Here is a 22475-nt window from a genome sequence, read left to right on the forward strand (position 1 = left end):
CCGGACGGAGGGTTTGCGGGCGCGCGAGTTGGGTACCGGGCGGAGTGTAGGAACGAGAGACCTCATGAGGAGTGATCCGCATGACCACGAAGAGCGCTGAGACTGGAGTCGTCACGGGTACCCCTGACAAGGACTACAACCTCATCTGGTTCGCCGAGGCATGCCTGAACAACGCGCTGCGTCTGGACACCTACATCGAGGACGCGCGCCGCTCGAAGGACACCGAATTGGAAGACCTGTTCGTTCGCGCGCAGGCCAACTCCGTGCAGGGTGCCGAGGAGGCGAAGGCCCTGCTCCGTAGCCGCTTGGACGACAAGGTCTGAGCATCCCCCGCAACAACTACACACTGAGGTGAGATCCACATGGCACTAATTCTCTGGCTGATCGCGGCAGTCCTGGTTATCGGCGGCATCCTGGCCCTGGTACGCGGCCAGATCCTATGGGGAGCAGTCCTCATCATTGTCGGCCTGTTGGTCGGCCCTGGTGGGGTCAGCATCTTCACCTAAACACCATGCGGCCCGGGCCCTCGAGGGCCCGGGCCGCGTGGCGTCCGGCGTGAAGTCCGGTGCGAAGCAAGGAAAGGACCGAACCATGGGTAAGTGCGTCACGTGCGGCAACGACTACGACGAGAGCTTCGAGGTGACGACGGCTTCGGGTGAGCACCACGTCTTCGACTCGATCGAGTGTGCTGTGGCGGTGATCGCGCCCGTGTGCGTCAACTGCGGCACCCGCATCCTCGGGCACGGGGTGCAGAACGAGGAGCACGTGTTCTGCTGCGCCCACTGTGCCCACTCGGTCGGCGTGACGGGTGTGAGCGACCGGGTCACCAGCGGTTCCTGACGGGAGGCGACCGGATGTCCCGCGATCTCGCCGCGGACCTGCTCCGGCACGGCTACCACGCGATCCCCGACGCTCGGCGGCGGGCCGGCGACCCGCCGGTCTGCCCCGTCAAGCTCCTCGGGGACGATGCCGTCGTCGTGAGCGGTCCTGCCTCCGTACGCCGCTTCTACGACCCCCAGCTCATCCGCCGCTCCGGTGCGGTGCCCCAACCTCTGGCCACGCTGCTCTTCGGCCGTGGCGCCGTCCACGGACTCGACGGTGAAGAGCACCAGCACCGCAAGGGGCAGTTCCTCGGCCTGCTCGACGATGCCGCTGCCTCGACGCTCGAGGATCTGGTACGCCACCACCTCGGCACAGCGATCCGGGAACGCCACGGGGAGACCGTGAGCGTGTTCCACCTGCTGTCCGAGGTCTACGCCCGCGCGGTCCTGGCATGGGCCGGCATCTCGGTGCGCCACCCCGACAGGGTCGGTCGTCGGCTGGCCGGGATCGTCGACGGGTTCGGGGTCTCCGGCCCCTCCTACGCGACGGCGTGGGCGGCCCGGCTGTGGGCCGACCGCTGGGCCCGGGGGCTCATCCGGGAGGCGCGCTCGGCCACGACGCAGCCCACCACGCCGGTGGAGACCATCGCCACCTGGCGGGACCCGGAGGGCGAGCTGCTGCCGGTTCCGGTGGCGGCGGTGGAGCTGCTCAACGTACTGCGGCCCGCGGTCGCCGTGGCCTACCTCGGCACCTTCGCCGTCCAGACCCTCGACGACGAACCCGCGCTGCGCCCGATGCTCGCCGAGGATCCCGGGCGACGCCACGCCTTCACCCAGGAGGTACGCCGCATCTTCCCGTTCGTCCCGGCGCTCGCCGGCATCGCGCGCCAGCACGGTGACTGGGACGGCCAGATCGTCCCGCAGGGGAAGCGGGTCGTCCTCGACGTACCCGGGACCAACCTGGACCCGGCCTCGTGGTCCGCGCCGTACACGTTCTCGACCGAGCGGTTCCTCGGCCGAGAGGTCGACGAGTTCGAGCTGGTGCCGCAGGGCGGGGGAGACCCCGCCGAGGGTCACCGGTGCCCAGGTGAGCCGTCGACGATCGCGATGATCTCGGCAACCGCCGAGGTCTTCGCCGCCGCTCCCTGGAGCGTGGTCGAGCGCGGAAGCACCTATCCGCGGATCCCCGCCCGCGAGCGGCTCCGCGTCCGGATCGGGTAGATCAGCGGCGCCCGGCGAACCGCAGGGCACTGTGGTGCTCGTGGGCCAGCCGGCGCAGGCAGAGGAGGAACTCGCCGAGGACCACCTGGCCCACGACCATCTGCTCCATCATCGCCTCGCGGTCTTGGCTGTCGTCGATCTGGCCGAGCTCGTAGGCAGCGATCGCATCGACGAGGGGAAGATAGGTCGCCGCGCCCTCGGGGTCGGTCGGCAGACCGCTGTCGAGGATGACCTCGATGATGCCAGCGAGATGGTCGCGCTCGGGGGCATCGGCCCTGACCTCGGTCCACCCCGCTTGGGCGACGATCTGGTCGGCGAGCTCGCGGGTGTGATCGCCCCGGGACACGGGGACGGTCGTCTCGACGCGGAGCGCGTCACAGGCCTTGCCGAACATGTCGTGCACAGACGCGGTGCGGTCCTGGGTCGCGTCGACCAGTGCCTTGAGCGCCCCGACGGGGACGGCGCCGACATCGCGTAGCACGCGGAGCAGGCGAAGGCGGCGTACGTGCTGGTCGTCGTAGTCGGCCAGACGCTCGGAGAGCTTCTTGCCGGGGGAGAGGAGGCCCTCGCGCACGTAGTACTTGATGGTCGCGACGCTCACGCCGGTCGAGTCGGCAAGCTCGGAGATCCGCATCGTTCCTCCGTGAAAGGGGGTTGACGGCATTGCTGGATAGGAGCACTATCTTAGACTAGATACTAATGCTATCCAGTCAGGAGGACGGCCATGTCGAAGATCGCCCGGGGCTATCGAGGGGCTTCCGAGAACGTCCCGGACGGCGTCACGCCCGGCCACAGCGTCGCCGACGTCGGCACCGACGAGGTCGTCGTGTTCCTGATCGGGATGCGCATCCACCGCTGGCACAAGGTGCGCAGCTGGTTCCCAGCGTTCGTCGGGATGCCCCGGATGCTCGCCGAGCTCGCCAAGAACCCCGACCTCGGGCTGCTCTCGGCACGCAGCTACTGGTCGGGGCGCGTGCTGATGACGGTGCAGTACTGGCGCAGCGTCGAGGACCTGGGCCGGTTCGCCAAGGACCCGTCCCGCACGCACGCTCCCGCCTGGGCCGCCTTCAACCGGCGCGCGGCCTCGACCGGCGACATCGGGATCTGGCACGAGACCTACCGGGTCCCCGGTGACCAGGTCGAGACGCTCTACGGCAACATGCCGGCCTTCGGCCTGGGTGCCGCCCTCGGGGCCATCGAGCGCGCATCCGGACGGCGGAACGCGACTCACGAACGGATGGGCTCGACCCGCCCGGAGTACGTCCCTACAGCGCGGTGACGGTCTCGGTGGGGGAGAGCGCCCGGGTGGGCGCGCCTCGCAGGAGCACCACGGAGAGCAGGGCCGCGATCCCGGCGCAGACCGCGGCGCCGGCGAAGACGGTGTGCTCCTGGGCGATGGCGGCGCCGATGAGCAGGTCCTGATAATCCTCGCACATGCCGCCGCCGGTGCACACCGACGACAGCGACGGCAGGTCGGCCTGGGCGGCGTAGTAACTGCGCAGGCCGATCGTGGTCAGCGCCGAGATGCCGACCAGCATCCCGACCATGCGGGCCACCACGGTGAAGGAAGTGGTCAGGCCGTGCATCGACTGCTCGGTCGTGGCCAGGATCGCCGCGTTGACCGGCGCCAGGGCGAGGCCGAAGCCGAGGCCGCCGGCGACGAGCACGACGGTCGCCGACAGCGAGCGCAGCGCGTCGGCGTCCCAGCGGGCCATGAGCACGAACGCCACCGCGGCCAGCAGCATCCCGGCACCCGCGATCACGCCCGCCGGCAGCCGCCGGGTCAGGAAGCCTCCCGCGATGGCACCCACGGGAAGCGCGACCAGGAACTCGAGCAGCACCAGGGCCGCCTTCAGCTGGCTGTCGCCGTAGATCGTGGTGCGGGCGAAGAGCGGTACGTCGATCAGCGCCGCCACCAGTGCCGCGCCGACGAAGAACGAGATCAGCACCGAGCCCCACGCCGGCGTCCGGGCGAACGCGCCGCGCGGCACGATCGGGTCCTGCGCCCGGCGCAGGTGGAAGACGAAGCCGAGCAGCGCCAGCCCGCCGGCGACCAGGTACCAGGTGCCCTGCTCGGAGAAGACCGCCACCTCGGGGTCGGCGGTCGCGAAGGCCAGGATCACCCCGGCCAGGGCGAACGAGAGCAGCATCGCCCCGAGGAGGTCGACCTCGGCGGTGATCCGGCCGAGCACGCGGCGTACGCCCGGCCGCAGGCCGCACTTCACCAGGAACCCGAGGGCGGCGATGATCGTGACCAGCCCCAGCGGGGTCAGCCAGCGAGTCTCCCCGGCCGCGGGCACGTAGAGCGCGCCCCAGGTCAGGTCCTGGACCAGGGCGGTCGGCTCGATCGCCAGCAGCACGAACGCGACGCCCGCGACCAGCAACAGCAGCAGCGCCCATACGTCGGTCGAGCCGCCGGAGCCGCTAGGCGGAGGCGTGTCGAGACCAACAGAGTTCGAAGGGGACCGTGTTGGTCTCGACACCGGCTCGCTGCGCTCGCCGGGCTCGACCAGCGAAGGCAGTGGGTGGGTGCTTCGGCCCATCTGCCTGATGGCGACCGCCAGCACGACGCCGACGACGAGGTTGAGCGCGAAGATCGCCCGCCAGTCCGCGACGGCGAGCACGGCGGCTCCGATGAGCGGCCCGAGCACCGAGCCGAGCTCCTGGACCGCCGAGACGAGCCCGAGCGGGACCCCACGGCGCTCAGCGGGGTAGAGCGCCGCGACCAGCGCGAGGGTCGCCGGCACGAGCGCACCACCGCCCAGCCCCTGGAAGAACCGGCCGACCACCATCGCGGCCAGGTCCCACGACAGCGCCGTCAGGAACGAGCCGAACGCGAAGACGACCAAGCCCCCGACGAGCACCGGCAGGTGCCCGAGGAGGTCGGCGAGTCGCCCGATCAGCGGCAGCACCGCGACGTACCCGAGCAGGAAGCCCGAGATCAGCGGCGCGGCCCGCTGCAGCTCCTCGATCGAGAGCCCGACCCCCGCCATCATGTCCGGCAGGGCCAGCACGACGACGTAGGTGTCCGCGGCGGCGAACGCCACCGCGACGGCCGCCAGCCACAGGACTACCTTCACGGCTTGGCGATCTCCTTCTCGACGCCGTACTCGGTCACGTCGATCGTGTAGGAGTACGCCGCCTCGCCCTCACCGCTGAAGTGGCCCTTGATGGTGGCCTCGGTGAGCTCGTCGGAGTCGTTGATGATGTAGGTGACGTCGAAGTCGCCGGTCGCGCCGGCGAGGATCTTCTGGACCGCGGTGTCCGGGAGTGTGCCGGTGTAGGTCGAGAGGATCTCGTCGTTGTCGGCGCCGCCGCGTACGGACTTGCCGATCTTCACGTCCTGGGTCGCGCCGAGCAGCGAGGAGATGCCGGTCTGCGGCGCGATCAGCGCGGCCGGGTCGGGCACGCCGTAGTCGGCCGGGTCGAGCTCCTGGAACGCGGTCGTGAACGGCAGTTTCGCGTAGACGACGCCGTCGACCGAGACCACCTCGACCTTCGCCTCCGTGCCCATCACCGGCACGGTCAGGGTGCCCTCGAAGGCGGGCTCGCGGGTCAGCGTCCCGGTCGCCGCCTTCAGCGTCGTGATGCCCTCGGGCAGGTCGTCGGAGGCGATCGAGAAGTTGATCCCGCTCGTCTCGTCGAGGTTCTTCTGCGCCGCTGCGAGCACCTGCTGTGGCGTACGTCCCTTGGTCGGCTCGTCGTCGCCGCACGAAGTCATCACGAGAAGCGCGGCCAGAAGGGCGACGAGAGCGAAGGCGAGGCGTGGCAGGCTCATGGGCATGCGGCTCAGAATGCCACGCCCCGCAACTCCTATGGTGTCCAGGTGGCCTCCGGTGCTCAGATGGCCGGTCTTCGATCCGCGCCTTGGCAGGTGGCAGGTGCGGCGCTGTCCGGACGCGGAGTCTCCACGCATCGCCGGATGGTCGTGACGACGCTGCCGGCGGTGAAGAGCTCGTCCTCCGTGGATTCACCCACTCGGACGTCGTGGATCCGGTCGACAAGCGCGGCCAGGGCGTCTTGTGTGTCTGCCTTGACCCCTGGGTCCACGGTGCGCCCGTCGCCCGATCGCACCAGGTCCGCGAGAGCGATCAGTGCCACCGCCGTGTGAGGCCTCAGCTCCGGGCCCAGCCCGACGTGATCGTTTCCCGCCCGTTCCTCCTCTTCCAGGAGCTGGGTGAGCTCCTCGACCAGAAAGCACACCCGCTCGAGGGTTGCTGCCTCCTCGAGCTGTCTCTCCAGGCGGTCTCGGTGGTGTCCCCGACGCCTGTTCGCGCGGGATGCATCGAGGACGAGCTGTCTGGCGGCGCGCATGCGCTGCACCGCCGGCTCCAGCTCTGCCCGGCAATCACTCCATTGGGTATCTGTCGGTGGCCCATCGCCTTGCAGAGCATGTGCCAACAGCCGGAGCTGGAAGACCACCTCGGTCCGGACGTCATGTATCGCCCGCTCTGTGGGGGCGAGAGGCAGCTGCGGGAAGAGCACCGTCATCACGACTCCGATAGCGGCCCCGATCAAGGTGAGTCCGCCGAAGGCACTGACGAACGCCACCGGATCGTCCGTGCCGATGATCAGTACGAACAAGGCTGCCGTCGGGACCCAGTGGCCCTTGTCGTCGAGCCAACCCGAGCTCCCCGCGATCGTTCCCACCGCGATCACCAGACCCACGGTTGCGGGGCTGGGCGTGAGGACGGCCCCGATGGCCAGCGCGATCGCCGAGCCCAGCCAGATGCTGATGATGCTCTGGATGGACTTGCGCACCGAGCCCATCACGGTCGTGGACATGGCGACCACGGCGCCCAAGGGCGCGTAGTACGGGAACTCGCCGGCCGGCCCGGGGAAGACCGCGCCGACCCAGAAGGCGATGGCTCCGGCGCCCGCCGTCGTCAGGGCTGGTCCCCACGGAAGCCGCTGGGCCCGCGCCCACAAACGAGACATCACCTGAGGATGCGGCTGTCAGGGCGGACGGTCCGCCCGACGACCGTGACGACGACAGATGTGACGGCAGTTCTCATGACCGGCTCCCTCCTGGCAACGGAGTGACCCGGTACCCGGGGGAAGCCGGTTCATAACCCTCTCAGCTGTTCCACCGCGCGCTGCCGACGGGGATCACCGTGAGGTCCTCGCCGACGACCAGGTTCCCGGAGAAGCCCTTGTGGGCCTCACGCCAGTGCGAGGACGGGTTGTTGCCGGGCACCAGATGGGAGAGGGCGAGCGTGCCGACGCCGGCTGGCTCGGCGACGTCGCGGCCGACCTGCTTGATGGTGGTGTGTGACTCGAGCAGGTGCTTGCGGACCGGGTCCGCGGTCTCGGGCGGCAGGGAGGCGGTGAGCCGCTCGACGAACTCGGGGTCGATCACCTCGTGGACCAGGACGTCCGCGCCGCGCGCGAGGTCGATGAGGTTCTGGCTCACGCAGGTGTCGCCGGAGACGACGACCGACCCGTCAGGGGTGTCGAAGCGGTAGCCGTACGCCGGGGCGGTGGGCCGGTGGTCGACCAGTGTTGCCGTCACGGTGACCTCGCCGTCCTGCCAGACGTGGATCGGCGCATCGAGCCGCGGCGGGACACCCTCCGGATCGATCTTCCACAGATCCGAGTGGTCGATGTCGTGGACCTCGAAGAGCGTGTCCGGGTCGGGGAAGTTGCTGTCCCGCAGACGGTCGTTGAAGTCCTGGGCGAACGCGTTGCGCAGATGACCGGTCATCGAGGAGATGCCCGGCATCGGCTCGTCCGGGTTGACCAGGGCGGGCGCGGGCCGGGTGGGCGGGAAGACCCGGGTGAGCGTGTCCCGGGGAGCAGGGCCGAACACCTGGACCGGTCCGCCCGAGCGCCCGACGATGTTCATCGACCCGATCGCGTACGTCGTGGGCCAGTCGACCGTGTGGTCGCTGTGCAGGTGGGTGAAGAAGATGCCGCGCACCCAGGAGAGCGCGGAACCCAGGCCGGTGTCCGGAGCCAGGCCGCTCTGCTGCAGGCGGCCGAAGGCACCGACCCCGAGGTCGACGACGTACACCTTGTCCTCGAAGGCGATCGCGGTCGACACCCCGTGCCGCCCGCCGTCGAGCACGGCCGGGCCGCCTGACGTGCCGAGCAGTATGACGCGGGTCCGTGCCTTCGAACGGCGCCCGGTCGAGGCCACGGGTGCGGCGGACGCCGCCGGCGTACGCATGGCTGTCGCGGTCACCGCGCCGACGGCTCCGAGTCCGACCATCGACAGCAGCCGGCGCCGGTCGGTCGAGGGGATCGAGGCGACGGCCTCGTTGAGGACATGACACATGTGGATCTACTCCCGGGATCAGGCGGTGAGGGCGACGTCGCGAGTGAGGACGCGACGGGTGAGGAGGGCGAGGAGGAGGGCGACGGCGCCAACGAGGACGACGGCGGCACCGAGGCCGCCGAGGGCACCCGTGAAGGCGACGATCAGGAGGGGGCAGACGAACTCGCCGAGGAACAGGGCTGCGGTCCACAGGCCGGTGCCGCGGCCGCGCTGCTCGAAGGTGAGGCCGGACACCGCCCAGACGAGCAGGGTGGGCAGCATCAGGCCGGTGCCGGCCGAGGCGATGACCGCGCCGAGCACGATGACCGGCACCAGCGAGGTGGCACCGAGCACGACCAGGCCGACCCCGGCCAGCCCGAAGGCGATCGGAAGCAGCGTGGCGGTGCCGCGGCCGGACACCCGCCCGAAGGCGTACGCACCACCGGCTGTGGCGAGGGAGGCGAGCGCCGCGAACGCGCCGATGGCGGGGACGGCGGTGATCCCGGCCGCGTCGAGCACGTAGGGGAGCTCCACGATCGGGGTGTAGAAGACGATGCCGCCGACGACGGTGACCGCGCATGGCAGCGCGAGGGCGCGCGTGGGCAGCGGCGGGAGCGGGGTGCGCTCCTCGGTGGAGGCGGACTCGCCGGAGGGCTGCCAGATGAGGGCGGCGGCGAGGACGAGGAAGAGCAGGCTGGAGGCGTAGAGCCAGAACGGGGTGCGCCAGTCCTGGGCACCTAAGGCCCCGCCGAGCGCGAAGAAGACCGTGGCCGACAGCGATGCGAACACGGTCTGCATGCCCAGCCAGCGGTCGCGCTCGGTGCCGCTGAAGTAGTCGGAGATCAGCGTCGTGCAGCAGGTCATGATCGCCGCCTCGGCGACGCCGACCCCCGCGCGGCTGAGGACGATCGCGCCCAGCCCGTCCAGCCACAGCGGTGCGGTGCCGAAGACGGCGTAGACCGCCAGGCCGGTGAGCAGCAGCCGCTTGCGCCCGAACCTGTCCACGATGCTGCCCGCGAACGGCGCCAGCAGCGCGATCATCAGCGCCGGGACGGTGAGCGACAGCGGCACCAGCGCGGTCGCGGCGCCGCTGTGGCCGAAGTGGTCCTGCATCCGGGGTAGAACGGGAGCGAGCAGCACCGCGCCGAGGATCGGTAGGCAGCTCATGAACATCAGCAGGAAGCCCTGAGGGCGTCCGGCTCGCCGGACGGGCGTGAGGGTGTCGGACATGGGGTCTCCATGGATCGGGCCGAGATCGTGTGACAGCAGTCACAGCATCGTGGGAGATCCAGGAGGTATTGCGGAAGCCAAACCTGCTTCTGCCGGGTATCAGCCTCGTCGATACCCGAGGGTCAGTCCGACTGCTCAAGTCGCGCTGCGGCGAGCGTCATCATCCGGCGCAGCCAGCCGTGGGCCGGATCCGCGCGATGGGCGGGGTGCCACCAGAACGCCTCCTTCAGCGGGACCACGTCCCAGGGGCAGTCGAGGATGCGTACGCCGGCGGCACCCGCCAGCCGGGTGGCGAGCTGGCGCTGGAGCAGGGCGACGCGCGGGGTCCCGGCGACCAGGAACGGGACCGGGAGGAAGCTCTCGGTCACGACGTGGACGTCGGGCTCGACCCCGATCATGCTGAGCTGCCGTACGGCTGGGGTGAAGGCGGTCGGGGCGTGGTGGGTGACGACCCAGGGCATCTCGGCGAGCTGCTCCATCGTGATCGTCTCGCCGACGGCGTCGTTGTCGGCGGACACGACCAGCACCCAGCCGTCGGTGTGGAGCTCGACCGCGGGCAGGTCCTGGAGGAAGCCGTGGGGGAGGACCATCCCGTCCACGTGCCGCAGCGACTCCGGCGCCTGGTCGACGTCGCCGTGGGTCTGCAGCTGGAACCGGAGGCGTACGCCGGGGGCCTCGCGGGCCAGCTCGGTGGCGAGGTGGTCGCCGAGGACGGTCGTGGAGTAGTCGGAGGCGACCACGGTGAACTCCCGGGTCGAGGTCGCCGGGTCGAAGCCCGGCTCGGCCTCGAAGACCCGGCGTACGCCGACGAGTGCTGTCGTGGTGGTCCCGCGCAGCTGGGTGGCCAGGGGAGTGAGGTCGTAGCGGTTGCCGGTGCGGACGAGGAGCTCGTCGCCGAAGTGACGCCTCAGGCGCCGCAGCGCCGCCGAGACCGCGGGCTGGCTCAGCCCGAGGCGCGCCGCCGCGCGGGTCACGTTGCGCTCCTCGAGCAGCGCGTCCAAGGACAGCAGCAGGTTGAGATCGAGATTGCGGAGCGGATCGGTCGCCATGGTCCGACTATAAACACGGTGTATAGGCGGGATAGGAAATCTGCTCTTCCCGAATAGTTGCGTGCGGTTCAGAGTGGTGCTCGTCACTCCACATCTCGCACACCCAGGGAGCTCTCATGCCCGCCATCAGCTCGGTTCTCGTCATCGGTGCCGGAACCGCCGGGACGGCGACCGCGATCCTGCTCGCCGAGCGGGGCGTCTCGGTCGACCTCGTCGAGGCCAAGCCGGACGTCTCCGCCCTCGGCTCCGGGATCACCCTGCAGGGAAACGCGCTGCGGGTGCTCCGCGACCTCGGCGTGTGGGAGCAGGTGAGGGCGGAGGGCTACGGGTACGACACCCTCGGGCTGCGCGCGCCCGACCCGGCCGGAACGCTGCTGGTCGAGCTCGAGGACCACCGCACCGGCGGTCCGGACCTGCCCGCGACGGTGGGGATGTACCGCCCCGCCCTGGCCCGGATCCTGCTCGACCGGGCCGTGGCGGCCGGCGCCAAGGTGCGCTTCGGAGCCACGGTGACCGAGCTGTCCCAGGACGACGCCGGCGTCGACGTCGCGTTCGCGGACGGGTCGCACGGGCGCTACGACGTCGTGGTCGGCGCCGACGGGGTGCGGTCGTGGACGCGCCGGGCGATCGGCATCGACGTCGAGCCCGAGCCGGTCGGGATGGGGATCTGGCGTGCCTTCACCGAGCGGCCCGCCTCGGTCACCCGCACCGACCTGATCCACGGCGGACCCTCCTACATCGCCGGCTACTGCCCGACCTCGGAGGAGAGCCTCTACGCCTACATCGTCGAACCCGCACAGGACCGCAGCGGGCTCAGCCCCGAGGAGGGGCTGGCGGTGATGCGGGAGCTCGCGAGTGCCTATCACGGGCCCTGGGACGAGATCGTCGGATCGCTGACCGACCCGACGAGGGTCAACCACACCCACTTCGAGAGCCACGTCGTCGACGGCCCCTGGAACCGAGGCCGGGTCGTGATCATCGGCGACGCCGCCCACAGCTGCCCGCCGACCCTCGCCCAGGGCGCCGCCCAGGCACTCGAGGACGCCGCCGTGCTCGCCGAGCTGCTCACCGGCCACGACGACCTGGCCACCGTCTGGCCCGCTCTCACCGAGCGCCGGCTGCCGCGCGCTCGGGCCGTCGTCGAGGCCTCGCTCCAGCTCTGCACCTGGCTGAAGGCGCGCGAGCGCGGTGACGTACCCGGCCTGATGGCCCGCGTCGCCGCCCTCGTCACCCAGCCCGCCTGACCACCCCATCTCACGAGGAGAACACCGTGACCGAGAGCATCATCGACCCAGTCATCGAGACACCGCCCGCCGAGCGGCTGATCACCCACCTGCGCCACGTCGACCTGGCCGTACCCGACTACGAGCGGCAGCTGGAGTTCTATACCAACACCTGGAAGCTCAGGGCCGAGACGACCGACAGCGGGCTGGCGTTCCTGGCCGCGGAGGGCTCCCCGGAGCACTACTCCGTGCGCCTGCGCCGCGCGGACGACAAGCGCCTGGACCTGATCGCCTTCGGTGCGGCGAGCCCGGCCGACGTCGACGCGATGGCCGAGCGGCTCGGTCGCGCCGGGGTGAAGCTCGTCAGCGAGCCGGGTCCGGTCCTGACGCCGGGCGGCGGCTACGGCTTCCGCTTCTTCGACAACGACGGACGTACGGTCGAGGTCTCCTGCGACGTGGCCGTGCGGCAGCACCGCAAGATCGAGGAGGGCGAGGCGGTCCCGGTCAAGCTCTCCCACGTCGTCATCAACTCGCCCAACCCCGAGCAGACCGTGGCGTTCTACCAGCGCCACCTCGGCTTCGCGCTCTCCGACACCCTGATGCACCCGCGGCTGGGCTCGATGATGTGGTTCCTGCGAACGAACCGGTTCCACCACAGCCTCGCGATCGCCCGCGGGCCTCACGTCGCGCTGCACCACGCCTCCTTCGAGATGCGCGGGCTGGACGAGTACATGCGCGGCACCGGGCGGCTGCTGCGGGCCGGCGTGGAGAAGATCTGGGGGCCGGGGCGGCACCTGGCGGGCAACAACACCTTCAGCTACTTCCTGGACCCGCACGGCAACACCGTCGAGTACACCACCGAGCTCGAGGAGCTCGTCGAGGACAACTGGCACCCGCATCTGTACGACTTCAGCGATCCGGAGGTCTCCGACCAGTGGGGCACCGCCAACCCGATGGACGAGCTGGTCGCGGGCAAGTCCTTCAACGACCCGGACAAGGGCGTCTTCGTCGCCCCGCCGGTCTGAGCTGCGTTCGAATGAGGAGAGCCCGATGAAGCTGGCAACCTTCCGCGATCCTGACCTCGACGTGCCGCGCGTCGGCCTGGTCACCGAGGACGGACTGCACCCGTTCGCCGTCCGGCACACGATGCGTACGCTCATCGCCGGCGGGCGCGAGGTGCTCGACCGTGCCGCCGACCATGCCCGGGCAGCGGAGGCCATCGACCTCGCCGAGGTCGAGCTGCTGGCGCCGCTGGAGCCGGCCTCGGTGCGCGACTTCGTCGCCTTCGAGGAGCACGTCGAGGGCGTACGCCGCTCGGTCGACGGCGTCAGCGGCGTCCCCGACGCCTGGTACGACGCCCCGGCCTTCTACTTCACCAACCCGCACGCGATCCTCGGACCGGGTGCCGAAGTCCCCTTCCCGGCGGCCTGCGCGGCCCGCGACTTCGAGCTGGAGGTCGCCGCTGTCGTGGGTGCCGAGGGCCGGTCGGTCTCGCCGGAGGAGGCCGGGGCGTACGTCTTCGGCTACACGATCTTCAACGACTGGTCCGCGCGTGACCTGCAGGGCCGCGAGATGCAGGTCGGTCTCGGGCCTGCCAAGGGCAAGGACTTCGCCACCACGCTCGGGCCGTGGATCGTGACGGCCGACGAGCTCGAGCCTTACCGCGACGAGGACGGCTTCCTCGACCTGCTGTGCACGGTGTCGGTCAACAGTGTCGAGGTCGGCCGCGACCGCCTCTCGAACGTCGGCTGGACCTTCGAGACGATGATCGCGTACGCCTCCCGCGACTCACGTGTGGTCGCCGGCGACGTCCTCGGCTCGGGCACCGTCGGCAACGGCGGGTGCCTGGCCGAGTTGTGGGGCCGTCATGGCTCGCAGGAGCCGAAGCCGCTGCAGCCCGGTGACGTCGTCACCCTCGAGGTCGAGGGGATCGGCACCCTCACCAACACGGTCGCGGTCGCGCCGCCCGCCCCCGAGCTGCCGCCGGTGCGCCGTCGCGAGCCCGCCGCCCGGTTGCGCTGATATCCACCAAGAAGAGGACAAGAGATGTACGAGTACTTTCCCGGCAACTACGTGTGGAACCTGGGTGTGGTCGCCACGCTCAACTCCGGCGGCCTGATCGACGAGGTCGACCGCGCCTGCCGGCCCCTGAAGGAGCTCGCCGCGCAGGGCTCCGACGTGGGCACCGCCGAGTTCATGGCTGCCTGGCGCGGTGTCGCCGACCAGCTCGAGGAGCAGGCGGGCGAGGCCGAGAAGGCCGGCCACCGGCGTACGGCCGGGCAAAAGGTCTTCCGCGCCTCCGTCTACGTCTCCCAGGCCGAGCGGATGCAGAGCGCGAAGGACCTGGGCCGCAACGCCGAGTACCAGCGCAGCGTCGACCTGCTGGTCCGCTCCTTCGAGCTCCTTGACCAGCCGACGGTCAAGGTCGCCATTCCGTACGTGGAGAACGGCCGCCAGACCACCCTGCCCGCCTACTTCCACCCGGCGAACGTCGACGGCGCCCCGGCGCCCGTGATGATCGTGTGGAACGGGCTCGACTCGACCAAGGAGATGATGGTTGGCGCCGGTGTCCACACCGAGCTCGCCGCCCGGGGCATCTCGACGCTGATGGTCGACTGCGGCGGCGCCGGCGAGGCGCTGCGTCTGGACGGCCTCACCGCTCGCGTCGACACCGAGGCCTGGGCCGCGGCCTGCGTCGACTGGCTCGAGACGCGCTCGGACGTCCGTGCCGACCGGATCGGACTCGTGGGCTGGTCGCTGGGTGGCTACTACGCGCCTCGCGCCGCGGCGTACGAGAAGCGGCTGGCGCTGTGCGTGGCCTGGGGCGCCAACCACGACTGGGGCGCGGTGCAGAAGCGACGCCTCGACCGTGAGGGCGAGAACCCGGTGCCGCACTACTGGGACCACGTGCTGTGGGTGTGGGGGCAGCCCGACATCGACACGTTCATCGACTTCGCCGAGGACGTGAACCTCGACGGCGTGGTCGAGGAGATCACCGTGCCGTTCCTCATCGCCCACGGCGAGAACGACCGCCAGATCCCGCTCTCCTACGCGCATCGCTCCTACGACCAGGCGGTCAACAGCCCCAAGCGCGAGCTGCGGATCTTCACGCCGGAGGAGGGCGCCACCGAGCACATCGGCCTGGACCACTTCCCGCACGTCATCGGCTTCATCGCCGACTGGGTCGCCGACACGTTCGCCGAGCTGGACGCGTCGTGACCTCCCTTGATCGGAGCGATCCCGAAGGCGAGATCGCGAAGACGGTCGCCCGCGTCTCCAACTGGGGGCGCTGGGGCGAGGACGACGTCCGCGGGACGATGAACTTCCTCACCGACGCCAAGCGCGTCTCGGCTGCGGGACTCGTGCAGACCGGGCGGTCCTATTCGCTCTCGCTGCCCTTCGACATGGACGGGCCGCAGAACGGCTGGCGGCGGCGTACGAACCCGGTGCACACCATGCTCGACACCGGCACCGACGCGGTCACCGGCATCCAGGGGTTCCCGCACGGGATCGGTGGCGCGGACGACGTCATCGCGATGCCGCTGCAGTGCTCGACCCAATGGGACGGGCTCGGCCACATCTTCGACCACGGGCGGGCCTGGAACGGCCGCCCGGCCGAATCCGTGGTGACCTCGCTGGGCGACGGCGTCACCGGGATCGAGACGGTCGCCGACGTGGTCTGCGGTCGCGGGGTGCTGCTCGACGTCGGCCGTGCCGTCGGGACCGACGGCGAGCTTCCCGACGGCTTCGCCATCACCGAGGAGCACCTGGAGCGCACGATCGCCGCCCAGGGTGTCAGCGCGGCCGTGGGCCGCGGCGACATCGTCGTCGTACGCACCGGGCAGCTCTCCCGCGCCCGCCGGGGTGTCGCCGCCGGCGAGGGCTGGGGCGGCTATGCCGGGGGAGCGGCCCCCGGCCTCTCCTTCACCACCGCCGACTGGCTGCACCGCACCGAGATCGCCGCCATCGCCACCGACACCTGGGGCTTCGAGGTGCGGCCGAACGAGTTCGACGACGCCTTCCAGCCCCTGCACCAGGTCGCGATCCCACACCTCGGCCTCTTCCTGGGTGAGATGTGGGACCTGGACGGCCTCGCCTCCGCATGCGCGGAGGACGGCCGCTACGACTTCCTGCTCGCTGCCGCACCGCTCCGCGTCACCGGCGCCGTCGGCGCCCCGGTGAACCCGATCGCGCTGCGCTGAGGGGTCCGATGCTCACCGAGGTACCTCGGTGAGCAGTCGCTCCCCTCGTGGAACTCCGCGAGGGGAGCGAGCGTCGACCGAGTTACCCTTCGACAAGCTCAGGACATCGCCTCGGTGAGCAGACACCTACCCGGCAGCGACCGGGAACGTGTGAGCCACCGGCCCGGAGACGGCGTCGATGGGCTGCTCGAGCGGGATCCCGGAGCCGTCGCGGCGCGGGTCAATCTCGGGCAGGTCGATGGGCGCCCCGGAGGCGGCAGCGGCCATCGCGGGAGCGGCGCCGACCCAGGCGAAGACGATCGAGTCTTCGCCCTTGAGGTAGCGGTGGGCGCGTACGCCGCCGGTGGCTCGGCCCTTGGCCGGGTACTCGCTGAACGGCGTGGTCTTCACCGATCCGGTCTCGGTCCCGGGCAGAGCGCTCGACGAGCCGGCCACGGTGACGACCGCGGCACCCTCGGGCGCGTCGGAGGAGACGATGCCGAAGAAGACGACCTTGGACCCGTGGGCCATCCGGACGCCGGCCATCCCGCCCGCGCTGCGGCCCTGGGGACGGACGACGTCAGCCGGGAAGTGGAGGAGCTGGGCGTCGGAGGTGACGAAGACCAGCGACTCGGTGCCGGTGCGCAGCTGCGCGGCGCCGACCACCTCGTCGCCGTCGGCGAGCTTGATGACCTCCCACTCGTCCTTGTTGAGCAGCACCTCGGGGTTGACCCGCTTCACCACGCCCAGGCGGGTGCCGAGCGCGATGCCGGGACCGTCGGTGGCCAGCGTGGTCAGCGCGAGGGCCCGCTCGTCGGACTCCAGCGAGAGCAGCGCCGACAGCGGCAGGCCGCCGGAGAGGTTCGGGTCGCCGTGGGTCGGCGGCATCGCCGGTAGGTCGAGCACCCCGAGACGTACGAGACGGCCGCGGGAGGTGAGCACGCCGATCTGGCCGCGCACGGTCGCCGGGACCACCGAGACGATCACGTCGTGGTTGGCGCGCCCCGAGCCCGTCGAGAAGGGCTCGGCGTCCGAGGAGCGGGCCAGGAGACCGGTCGAGGAGAGCAGGGCGAAGCACGGGTCGTCGGCGACCTCGAGGCTCATCGCCTCGAGCGCCGGGGTGCCGGCGGAGGCGAGCAGGACGGTGCGCCGCGGGGTGCCGAACGTCTTGGAGACCTCGCCGAGCTCGTCGGAGACGACCTTGCGCAGCATCTCGTCGTCGCCGAGGATCGAGTCCAGGTATTCGATCGTCGAGCGCAGCTCGTCGCGCTCCTTCTCCAGCTCGATCTTGGAGAACTTCGTCAGCCGGCGCAGCGCCATGTCGAGGATGTACTCCGCCTGCGGCTGGCTCAGGTCGAAGACCGACATCAGCCGCTCCTTGGCCTCGCCGGCGTTGTCGGAGGCGCGGATCAGCTGGATGACCTCGTCGATGTCGAGGATCGCGATCAGCAGCCCGTCGACCAGGTGCAGCCGGTCGGCGGCCCGGTCACGACGGAACTGCGAACGGCGGCGTACGACGTCGTAGCGGTGTCCCAGGAAGACCTCGAGCAGCTCCTTGAGGCCGAGCGTGCGCGGCTGCCCGTCGACGAGCGCGACGTTGTTGATCCCGAAGGAGTCCTCCAGCGGCGTCATCTTGTAGAGCTGCTCGAGGACGGCCTCGGGCACGAACCCGTTCTTGACCTCGATCACCAGCCGGGTGCCGTGCTCGCGGTCGGTGAGGTCCTTGAGGTCGGCGATGCCCTGGATCTTCTTGGACTGCACCAGGACCTTGACGCGCTCGATGATCTTCTCGGTGCCGATGTTGAACGGCAGCTCGGTGATCACGATGCCCTTGCGGCGCCCGAACGGCTCGATCCGCGTGGTGGCGCGGATCTTGAAGGAACCGCGACCGGTCTCGTACGCATCCCGGATCCCGTCCAGGCCGACGATGGTTCCGCCGGTGGGGAGGTCGGGGCCGGGGATGAACTTCATCAGCGTGTCGAGCTCGGCGCCGGGGTGCTTGATCAGGTGGCGCGCGGCGGCGATGACCTCGATCAGGTTGTGCGGGGCCATGTTGGTGGCCATGCCGACCGCGATGCCGGTGGCGCCGTTGACCAGCAGGTTCGGGATCGCCGCGGGGAGCACGCTCGGCTCCATCTCCCGCGAGTCGTAGTTGGGCCGGAAGTCGACCGTGTCTTCCTTGATGTCATCGGTCATCGCCTGCGCGGCCGGGCCCATCCGGGCCTCGGTGTAACGCATCGCGGCAGCCGGGTCGTCGCCGCCGGGGGAGCCGAAGTTGCCGTGCCCGTCGATCATCGGCAGTCGCATCGCCCACGGCTGCGCCATCCGGACCAGGGCGTCGTAGATCGCGCCGTCGCCGTGCGGGTGCAGCTTGCCCATCACCTCACCGACGATGCGGGCACACTTCACGTGGCCGCGGTCTGGACGTACGCCCATGTCGTTCATCGTGTAGAGGATCCGGCGCTGCACGGGCTTGAGACCGTCGCGGGCGTCGGGCAGTGCCCGGGAGTAGATGACGGAGTAGGAGTACTCCAGGAATGAGGACCGCATCTCGTCCCCGATGTCGGTGTCGAGGATGTGCTCCTCGAAGTCGTCGGGTACGTCCTGCTTGGTCTTGCCGCGTGCCATAAGGGGCATTGTCTCGAATCCCTGTGCGAGTGCGACATCGGGCTCGCCGACTGTGCCGATTTCCTGGATGGGATCCGAACCAGGTTGGTCTTCCGTACGCCGCACATCCGCGTACATTGGCTGTAGAGATCAATCCGTCCGGAGTCACCGGTTCAACGCACATGGAGGTGCTTGAAGATGGCTGTCACCCAGATCGAGCTCGACACCGAGCTGCTCGAGGAGATCCAGCGGATCTCCGGCGCGACCACGCCCCAGGAGGCGGTGGAGTTCGCCGTACGCGAACTTGTCATCCGCAACCATGAGGGCGACGCCCCCAAGCACGCCCAGAAGCTGGCGCGGAACTGGGACTATGACGGCTGGCGGGTGCTCAACGAGCGCGACCGCGCCAACGTCGTACGTCACTGACACGCGGGTGTAGACGTACGTCTACACCCCGGCCTATGATGGGTGCATGAACACGATCGGAACCCGGGATCTCAAGCAGAACCCCAACTCCGTGATCCAGCGCGTCCTGGAGACCGGGGAGGAGTTCGAGATCACTGCGCACGGCCACGCGACTGGCGTGCGCCTGGTCCCGACGCACGCGGGTCCGGCCCGCTGGGTCTTCGGCGACGTGCTGAACGCTGACGGGCCGGGCCTGACGCCGGCGGAGGCTGATGCTTGGCGTGCTGATGTCGCCGATACATTCGACGACGAGGTCACCGATCCCTGGGACCGCCGGTGATCATCCTCGACACCAACGTCCTCATCGACTACGACCGCTACCTCTTCGACGCTGGTGAGGCGTACGCAGCCAGCATTCTTTCCCGCGCTGAGCTGGAGTTCGGCGTTCAGGCCGCCACGAGCCCCGAGCAGATCGCGAAACGCACCCAGCGTCTCAACCAGCTCGACGCACGCTTCGACTGGTTGCCCATGGACAAGGAATCGACGCGGTCCTATGGCCTCGTCGCGGCCGGAGCCAAGGCCACGGGCGCCAAGGTCAGAGGCAAGGACGCCCTGATCGCCGCGCAGGCACACCGCCACGGCGCCGGCGTCATGACGCTGAACGCCGATGACTTCAAGCCATTCGCCCATCTGGTCACGGTCCTCGCGCCGACCCCACGTCTCGGTGTCGTGGACTGAGCGGCGACTGGTGCGTACCGCTAGATTTCTCTCGTGACCGCGCAGCAGACCCCGCCGTACCCCTCCCACTGGGAGGCGGACGTGCTGCTGCGCGACGGGCGGACGGCACACATCCGGCCGATCAGGTCGGCGGACAAGGACCTGCTGGTCGACTTCTACGACCACCGGGTCAGCGACGAGTCGAAGTACTACCGCTTCTTCTCGCCGATGCCGCACCTGTCCGCGCGCGATGTCGCGCGCTTCACCGAGGTCGACCACAAGGACCGGGTGGCGTTCATCCTGACCCTGCGGGGCCGGATGATCGCGGTCGGGCGCTACGACGTGGTCAAGCCCGGGGAGGCCGAGGTCGCCTTCCTCGTCGAGGACGACTACCAGGGCCGGGGGATCGCGCAGATCCTGCTCGAGCACCTCGCCCAGGCAGGGCGTGAGCGCGGGGTCACCAAGTTCACCGCCGACGTGCTCCCCGACAACGCGCGAATGATCCAGACCTTCCGCGACGCCGGCTACAAGGTCGCCAGCGTCTACGAGGACGGGGTCATCTCGCTGCAGTTCGGGATCGACGTCACCGACACCGCGGTGGGCCGCCTCGCCCTGCGCGAGCACGAGGCCGAGTCCGCCTCGATCCACCGCTTCTTCAACCCGCGCTCGGTCGCGGTCATCGGCGCCAGCCGGAGGCAGGAGACCGTCGGCCAGGCGCTGGTCCGCAACCTGGTGATCGGTGACTTCACCGGCCGGGTCTACATGGTCAACCCCAGCTCCACCGCGGTCAGCGGCATGCCGGCCTACAAGAGCGTCCAGGACATCCCCGACGACGTCGACGTGGCGATCGTCGCGGTGCCCGCCGACGCCGTCCAGGACGTCGTGCTCGACTGTGCCGCCAAGGGCGTGCACGGGCTCGTGGTCATCTCCAGCGGCTTCGCCGAGACCGGCGAGGAGGGCCGCCAGCGGCAGCGGCGGCTGGTGAACCTGTCCCGCTCCTACGGGCTGCGGCTGATCGGGCCCAACGCGCTCGGCGTCATCAACACCGACCCGCAGGTCAAGATCAACGCCAGCCTCGCCCCGACGATGCCGCCGCGCGGCCGCGCGGGCTTCTTCTGCCAGTCCGGTGCGCTCGGCTCCGCGATCCTGGAGAAGGTCAACAACCGGGGCCTGGGCCTGTCGACCTTCGTCAGCGCCGGAAACCGCGCCGACGTCTCCGGCAACGACCTCCTGCAGTACTGGGAGGAGGACGTCTCGACCGAGGTCGTGATGATGTACCTCGAGTCGATCGGTAACCCGCGAAAGTTCTCCCGCATCGCCCGCCGCGTCTCCCTGCGCAAGCCGATCGTCGCGGTCCGCTCGGGCCGCACCACCCAGGGTGTGCCGATGGGTCACGCGGTCCGCAAGATCAGCGCCCCGCCGGCGGCCGTCGACGCGATGTTCCGCCAGGCTGGGATCATCCAGGTCGACACCCTCGACGAGATGTTCGACGTCGCCCAGCTCCTCGCTCACCAGCCGCTTCCGCGCGGCCGGCGGGTGGCCATCGTCGGCAACTCCGACGCCCTGGGCCTGCTGGCCGCCGACGCCGCCGTCTCGGCGGGACTGCAGGTCAACAAGCAGGTACCGCTCCCCACCGAGCCGAGCGCCGAGGACTTCGAGGACGCGCTCGACGCGGCCATCGACGACCCCGAGGTCGACGCGGTGATCTCGGTCTACATCCCGCCGCTCAACGTCTCCGGCGAGGAGATCGCCAACGTGCTCGCCGCGGTGGGGGAGCAGTCCGACAAGCCGCTGGTCACCAGCTTCCTGGGTGCCGAGGGTGTCCCCGAGCTGCTCCGCGTCCCCGACGTCGCCGGCTCGACCGCCGGTCGCGGCTCGGTGCCGTCCTACTCCTCGGTGGAGTCGGCCGTACGCGCCCTGGCCAAGGTCGTGGAGTACGCCGTCTGGCTGCGCTCCGCCGACGGCGAGACCCCGTGGCTCAGCACCGACGAGTGCGACCCGCGCACGGCACGCAAGATCGTCACCGACGTGCTCGCCGCGCGCCCGGCCGGGGGCGACCTGAGCCGCGAGGACCTGGGCATGGTCCTGGCCGCGTACGGGATCAAGCTGTGGAACACCCACAGCGTCAGCACCCTCGAGGAGGCGATCTCCGCCGGGGAGGACCTCGGCTGGGGTGTCGTGCTCAAGGCGACCGTCGAGAGCGTCCGGGAGCGGCCCGACCAGGCCCATGTCGTACGCAACATCGACGACGTCGACGAGATGACCGAGGCCTGGGAGCTGATCACCAGCCGGATCCCGCCCGAGACCGGCGGGTTCACCGTGCAGCGCACCGCGCCGCCTGGCGTCCCGGTCGCGATCCGCTCGATGGAGGACCCGCTGTTCGGTCCCGTGGTCTCCTTCGGCATCGCCGGCCCGATCACCGAGCTGGTGGCCGACAAGGCCTACCGGATCCCGCCGCTGTCCGAGCGCGACGCCGCCTCGATGGTGCGCGAGATCAAGGCCGCGCCGATGCTCTTCGGCTACCGCGGCGGCGACATGGTCGACGTCGACGAGATCGAGCGGCTCGTCCTCAGGGTCGCCCAGCTGCAGAACGACCTGCCCCAGATCTCCTCCCTCGACCTCTCCCTGGTCCTGGTCGGGCTCGAGGGATCGGCAGTCCTCACCGCCGGCGCCCGGGTCGACCTGGTCGCCGATCCGCGCTCGGATTGGTTCGTACGCCGCCTCAACCCGGCAGTCGGCGACACCCTGCCGGGCTGAGACCAGAG

Annotated in this window: 22 protein-coding genes; 14 read left to right on the forward strand and 8 right to left on the reverse strand. The window is 70.2% G+C overall.

Features of this window, described 5'->3' with window-relative positions; genetic code table 11:
* Nucleotides 1-80: 80 nt before the first annotated feature.
* The 4 genes from AB0F44_RS19090 to AB0F44_RS19105 all read left to right on the forward strand — a co-directional run bounded on the left by AB0F44_RS19090 (nucleotide 81) and on the right by AB0F44_RS19105 (nucleotide 2042).
* Nucleotides 81-323 (forward strand): hypothetical protein, encoded by a 243-nt coding sequence (locus AB0F44_RS19090; RefSeq protein WP_350844307.1) that lies wholly within the window; start codon nucleotides 81-83, stop codon nucleotides 321-323.
* 39 nt (nucleotides 324-362) lie between these two features.
* Nucleotides 363-506, forward strand: a complete 144-nt coding sequence (locus AB0F44_RS19095; RefSeq protein WP_168381108.1) for a GPGG-motif small membrane protein — start codon at nucleotides 363-365, stop codon at nucleotides 504-506.
* A gap of 85 nt (nucleotides 507-591) precedes the next feature.
* Nucleotides 592-840, forward strand: coding sequence for a hypothetical protein (locus AB0F44_RS19100; protein ID WP_160024225.1), 249 nt, complete (start codon nucleotides 592-594; stop codon nucleotides 838-840).
* A gap of 14 nt (nucleotides 841-854) precedes the next feature.
* Complete coding sequence (locus AB0F44_RS19105) at nucleotides 855-2042, forward strand: cytochrome P450 (RefSeq protein ID WP_357358029.1); 1188 nt, start codon at nucleotides 855-857, stop codon at nucleotides 2040-2042.
* Between the two features lies 1 nt (nucleotide 2043).
* Here AB0F44_RS19105 and AB0F44_RS19110 read toward each other — a convergent pair whose 3' ends face one another.
* On the reverse strand, nucleotides 2044-2676 hold the full coding sequence (locus AB0F44_RS19110; protein ID WP_357358031.1) for a MerR family transcriptional regulator: 633 nt from the start codon (nucleotides 2674-2676) through the stop codon (nucleotides 2044-2046).
* Between the two features lie 90 nt (nucleotides 2677-2766).
* Between AB0F44_RS19110 and AB0F44_RS19115 the strand changes: the two genes are divergently transcribed.
* Entirely contained in the window at nucleotides 2767-3321 is a 555-nt protein-coding gene (locus AB0F44_RS19115; RefSeq protein WP_357358033.1) for a DUF4188 domain-containing protein, read from the forward strand.
* On the opposite strand, the gene AB0F44_RS19120 is transcribed toward AB0F44_RS19115, so the two are convergent.
* The 6 genes from AB0F44_RS19120 to AB0F44_RS19145 all read right to left on the reverse strand — a co-directional run bounded on the left by AB0F44_RS19120 (nucleotide 3308) and on the right by AB0F44_RS19145 (nucleotide 10577).
* The gene (locus AB0F44_RS19120; RefSeq protein ID WP_357358035.1) at nucleotides 3308-5122 is read right to left on the reverse strand and encodes an MFS transporter; all 1815 of its coding nucleotides are present in this window, start codon (nucleotides 5120-5122) and stop codon (nucleotides 3308-3310) included. The genes AB0F44_RS19115 and AB0F44_RS19120 overlap by 14 nt on opposite strands.
* Nucleotides 5119-5826 (reverse strand): LppX_LprAFG lipoprotein, encoded by a 708-nt coding sequence (locus AB0F44_RS19125; protein WP_357358037.1) that lies wholly within the window; start codon nucleotides 5824-5826, stop codon nucleotides 5119-5121. Before AB0F44_RS19125 ends, AB0F44_RS19120 begins: the two co-directional genes overlap by 4 nt.
* Nucleotides 5827-5882: 56 nt before the next feature.
* Nucleotides 5883-6980, reverse strand: a complete 1098-nt coding sequence (locus AB0F44_RS19130; protein WP_357358039.1) for a hypothetical protein — start codon at nucleotides 6978-6980, stop codon at nucleotides 5883-5885.
* Nucleotides 6981-7119: 139 nt separating this feature from the next.
* A complete protein-coding gene (locus tag AB0F44_RS19135; RefSeq protein WP_357358041.1) occupies nucleotides 7120-8319 on the reverse strand; it encodes an MBL fold metallo-hydrolase in 1200 nt (399 codons plus the stop codon).
* Between the two features lie 18 nt (nucleotides 8320-8337).
* Nucleotides 8338-9528 carry an MFS transporter gene (locus AB0F44_RS19140; RefSeq protein WP_357358042.1) on the reverse strand — a complete coding sequence of 397 codons (1191 nt, stop codon included), beginning with the start codon at nucleotides 9526-9528 and terminating at the stop codon, nucleotides 8338-8340.
* A 122-nt stretch (nucleotides 9529-9650) separates the two neighbouring features.
* Nucleotides 9651-10577, reverse strand: a complete 927-nt coding sequence (locus tag AB0F44_RS19145; RefSeq protein ID WP_357358044.1) for a LysR family transcriptional regulator — start codon at nucleotides 10575-10577, stop codon at nucleotides 9651-9653.
* 116 nt (nucleotides 10578-10693) lie between these two features.
* Here AB0F44_RS19145 and AB0F44_RS19150 point away from each other — a divergent pair, with 116 nt between their 5' ends.
* From AB0F44_RS19150 to AB0F44_RS19170, 5 genes are read left to right on the forward strand one after another with little or no spacing between them, the layout of a single operon-like run.
* On the forward strand, nucleotides 10694-11821 hold the full coding sequence (locus tag AB0F44_RS19150; protein ID WP_357358046.1) for an FAD-dependent monooxygenase: 1128 nt from the start codon (nucleotides 10694-10696) through the stop codon (nucleotides 11819-11821).
* 26 nt (nucleotides 11822-11847) lie between these two features.
* Nucleotides 11848-12825 carry a VOC family protein gene (locus tag AB0F44_RS19155; RefSeq protein WP_357358048.1) on the forward strand — a complete coding sequence of 326 codons (978 nt, stop codon included), beginning with the start codon at nucleotides 11848-11850 and terminating at the stop codon, nucleotides 12823-12825.
* A 25-nt stretch (nucleotides 12826-12850) separates the two neighbouring features.
* Complete coding sequence (locus AB0F44_RS19160; protein ID WP_357358050.1) at nucleotides 12851-13822, forward strand: fumarylacetoacetate hydrolase family protein; 972 nt, start codon at nucleotides 12851-12853, stop codon at nucleotides 13820-13822.
* 24 nt (nucleotides 13823-13846) lie between these two features.
* On the forward strand, nucleotides 13847-15019 hold the full coding sequence (locus tag AB0F44_RS19165; RefSeq protein WP_357358052.1) for a prolyl oligopeptidase family serine peptidase: 1173 nt from the start codon (nucleotides 13847-13849) through the stop codon (nucleotides 15017-15019).
* Complete coding sequence (locus tag AB0F44_RS19170; RefSeq protein WP_357358054.1) at nucleotides 15016-16002, forward strand: cyclase family protein; 987 nt, start codon at nucleotides 15016-15018, stop codon at nucleotides 16000-16002. The genes AB0F44_RS19165 and AB0F44_RS19170 overlap by 4 nt, the downstream gene beginning before the upstream one ends.
* Nucleotides 16003-16128: 126 nt before the next feature.
* On the opposite strand, the gene AB0F44_RS19175 is transcribed toward AB0F44_RS19170, so the two are convergent.
* The gene (locus tag AB0F44_RS19175) at nucleotides 16129-18609 is read right to left on the reverse strand and encodes a DNA topoisomerase IV subunit A (RefSeq protein ID WP_357358055.1); all 2481 of its coding nucleotides are present in this window, start codon (nucleotides 18607-18609) and stop codon (nucleotides 16129-16131) included.
* Nucleotides 18610-18786: 177 nt separating this feature from the next.
* Here AB0F44_RS19175 and AB0F44_RS19180 point away from each other — a divergent pair, with 177 nt between their 5' ends.
* The 4 genes from AB0F44_RS19180 to AB0F44_RS19195 are packed head-to-tail and all read left to right on the forward strand — an operon-like array spanning nucleotide 18787 to nucleotide 22467.
* Nucleotides 18787-19014 (forward strand): type II toxin-antitoxin system VapB family antitoxin, encoded by a 228-nt coding sequence (locus tag AB0F44_RS19180; RefSeq protein WP_160024211.1) that lies wholly within the window; start codon nucleotides 18787-18789, stop codon nucleotides 19012-19014.
* Between the two features lie 46 nt (nucleotides 19015-19060).
* Nucleotides 19061-19333, forward strand: a complete 273-nt coding sequence (locus AB0F44_RS19185; RefSeq protein ID WP_357358057.1) for a hypothetical protein — start codon at nucleotides 19061-19063, stop codon at nucleotides 19331-19333.
* Nucleotides 19330-19731 carry a PIN domain-containing protein gene (locus AB0F44_RS19190; RefSeq protein ID WP_160024209.1) on the forward strand — a complete coding sequence of 134 codons (402 nt, stop codon included), beginning with the start codon at nucleotides 19330-19332 and terminating at the stop codon, nucleotides 19729-19731. The genes AB0F44_RS19185 and AB0F44_RS19190 overlap by 4 nt, the downstream gene beginning before the upstream one ends.
* A gap of 33 nt (nucleotides 19732-19764) precedes the next feature.
* On the forward strand, nucleotides 19765-22467 hold the full coding sequence (locus AB0F44_RS19195; protein ID WP_357358059.1) for a GNAT family N-acetyltransferase: 2703 nt from the start codon (nucleotides 19765-19767) through the stop codon (nucleotides 22465-22467).
* The last annotated feature ends 8 nt before the right edge of the window (nucleotides 22468-22475 follow it).

Source organism: Nocardioides sp. NPDC023903, assembly GCF_040639295.1.
Classification (GTDB): Bacteria; Actinomycetota; Actinomycetes; order Propionibacteriales; family Nocardioidaceae; genus Nocardioides.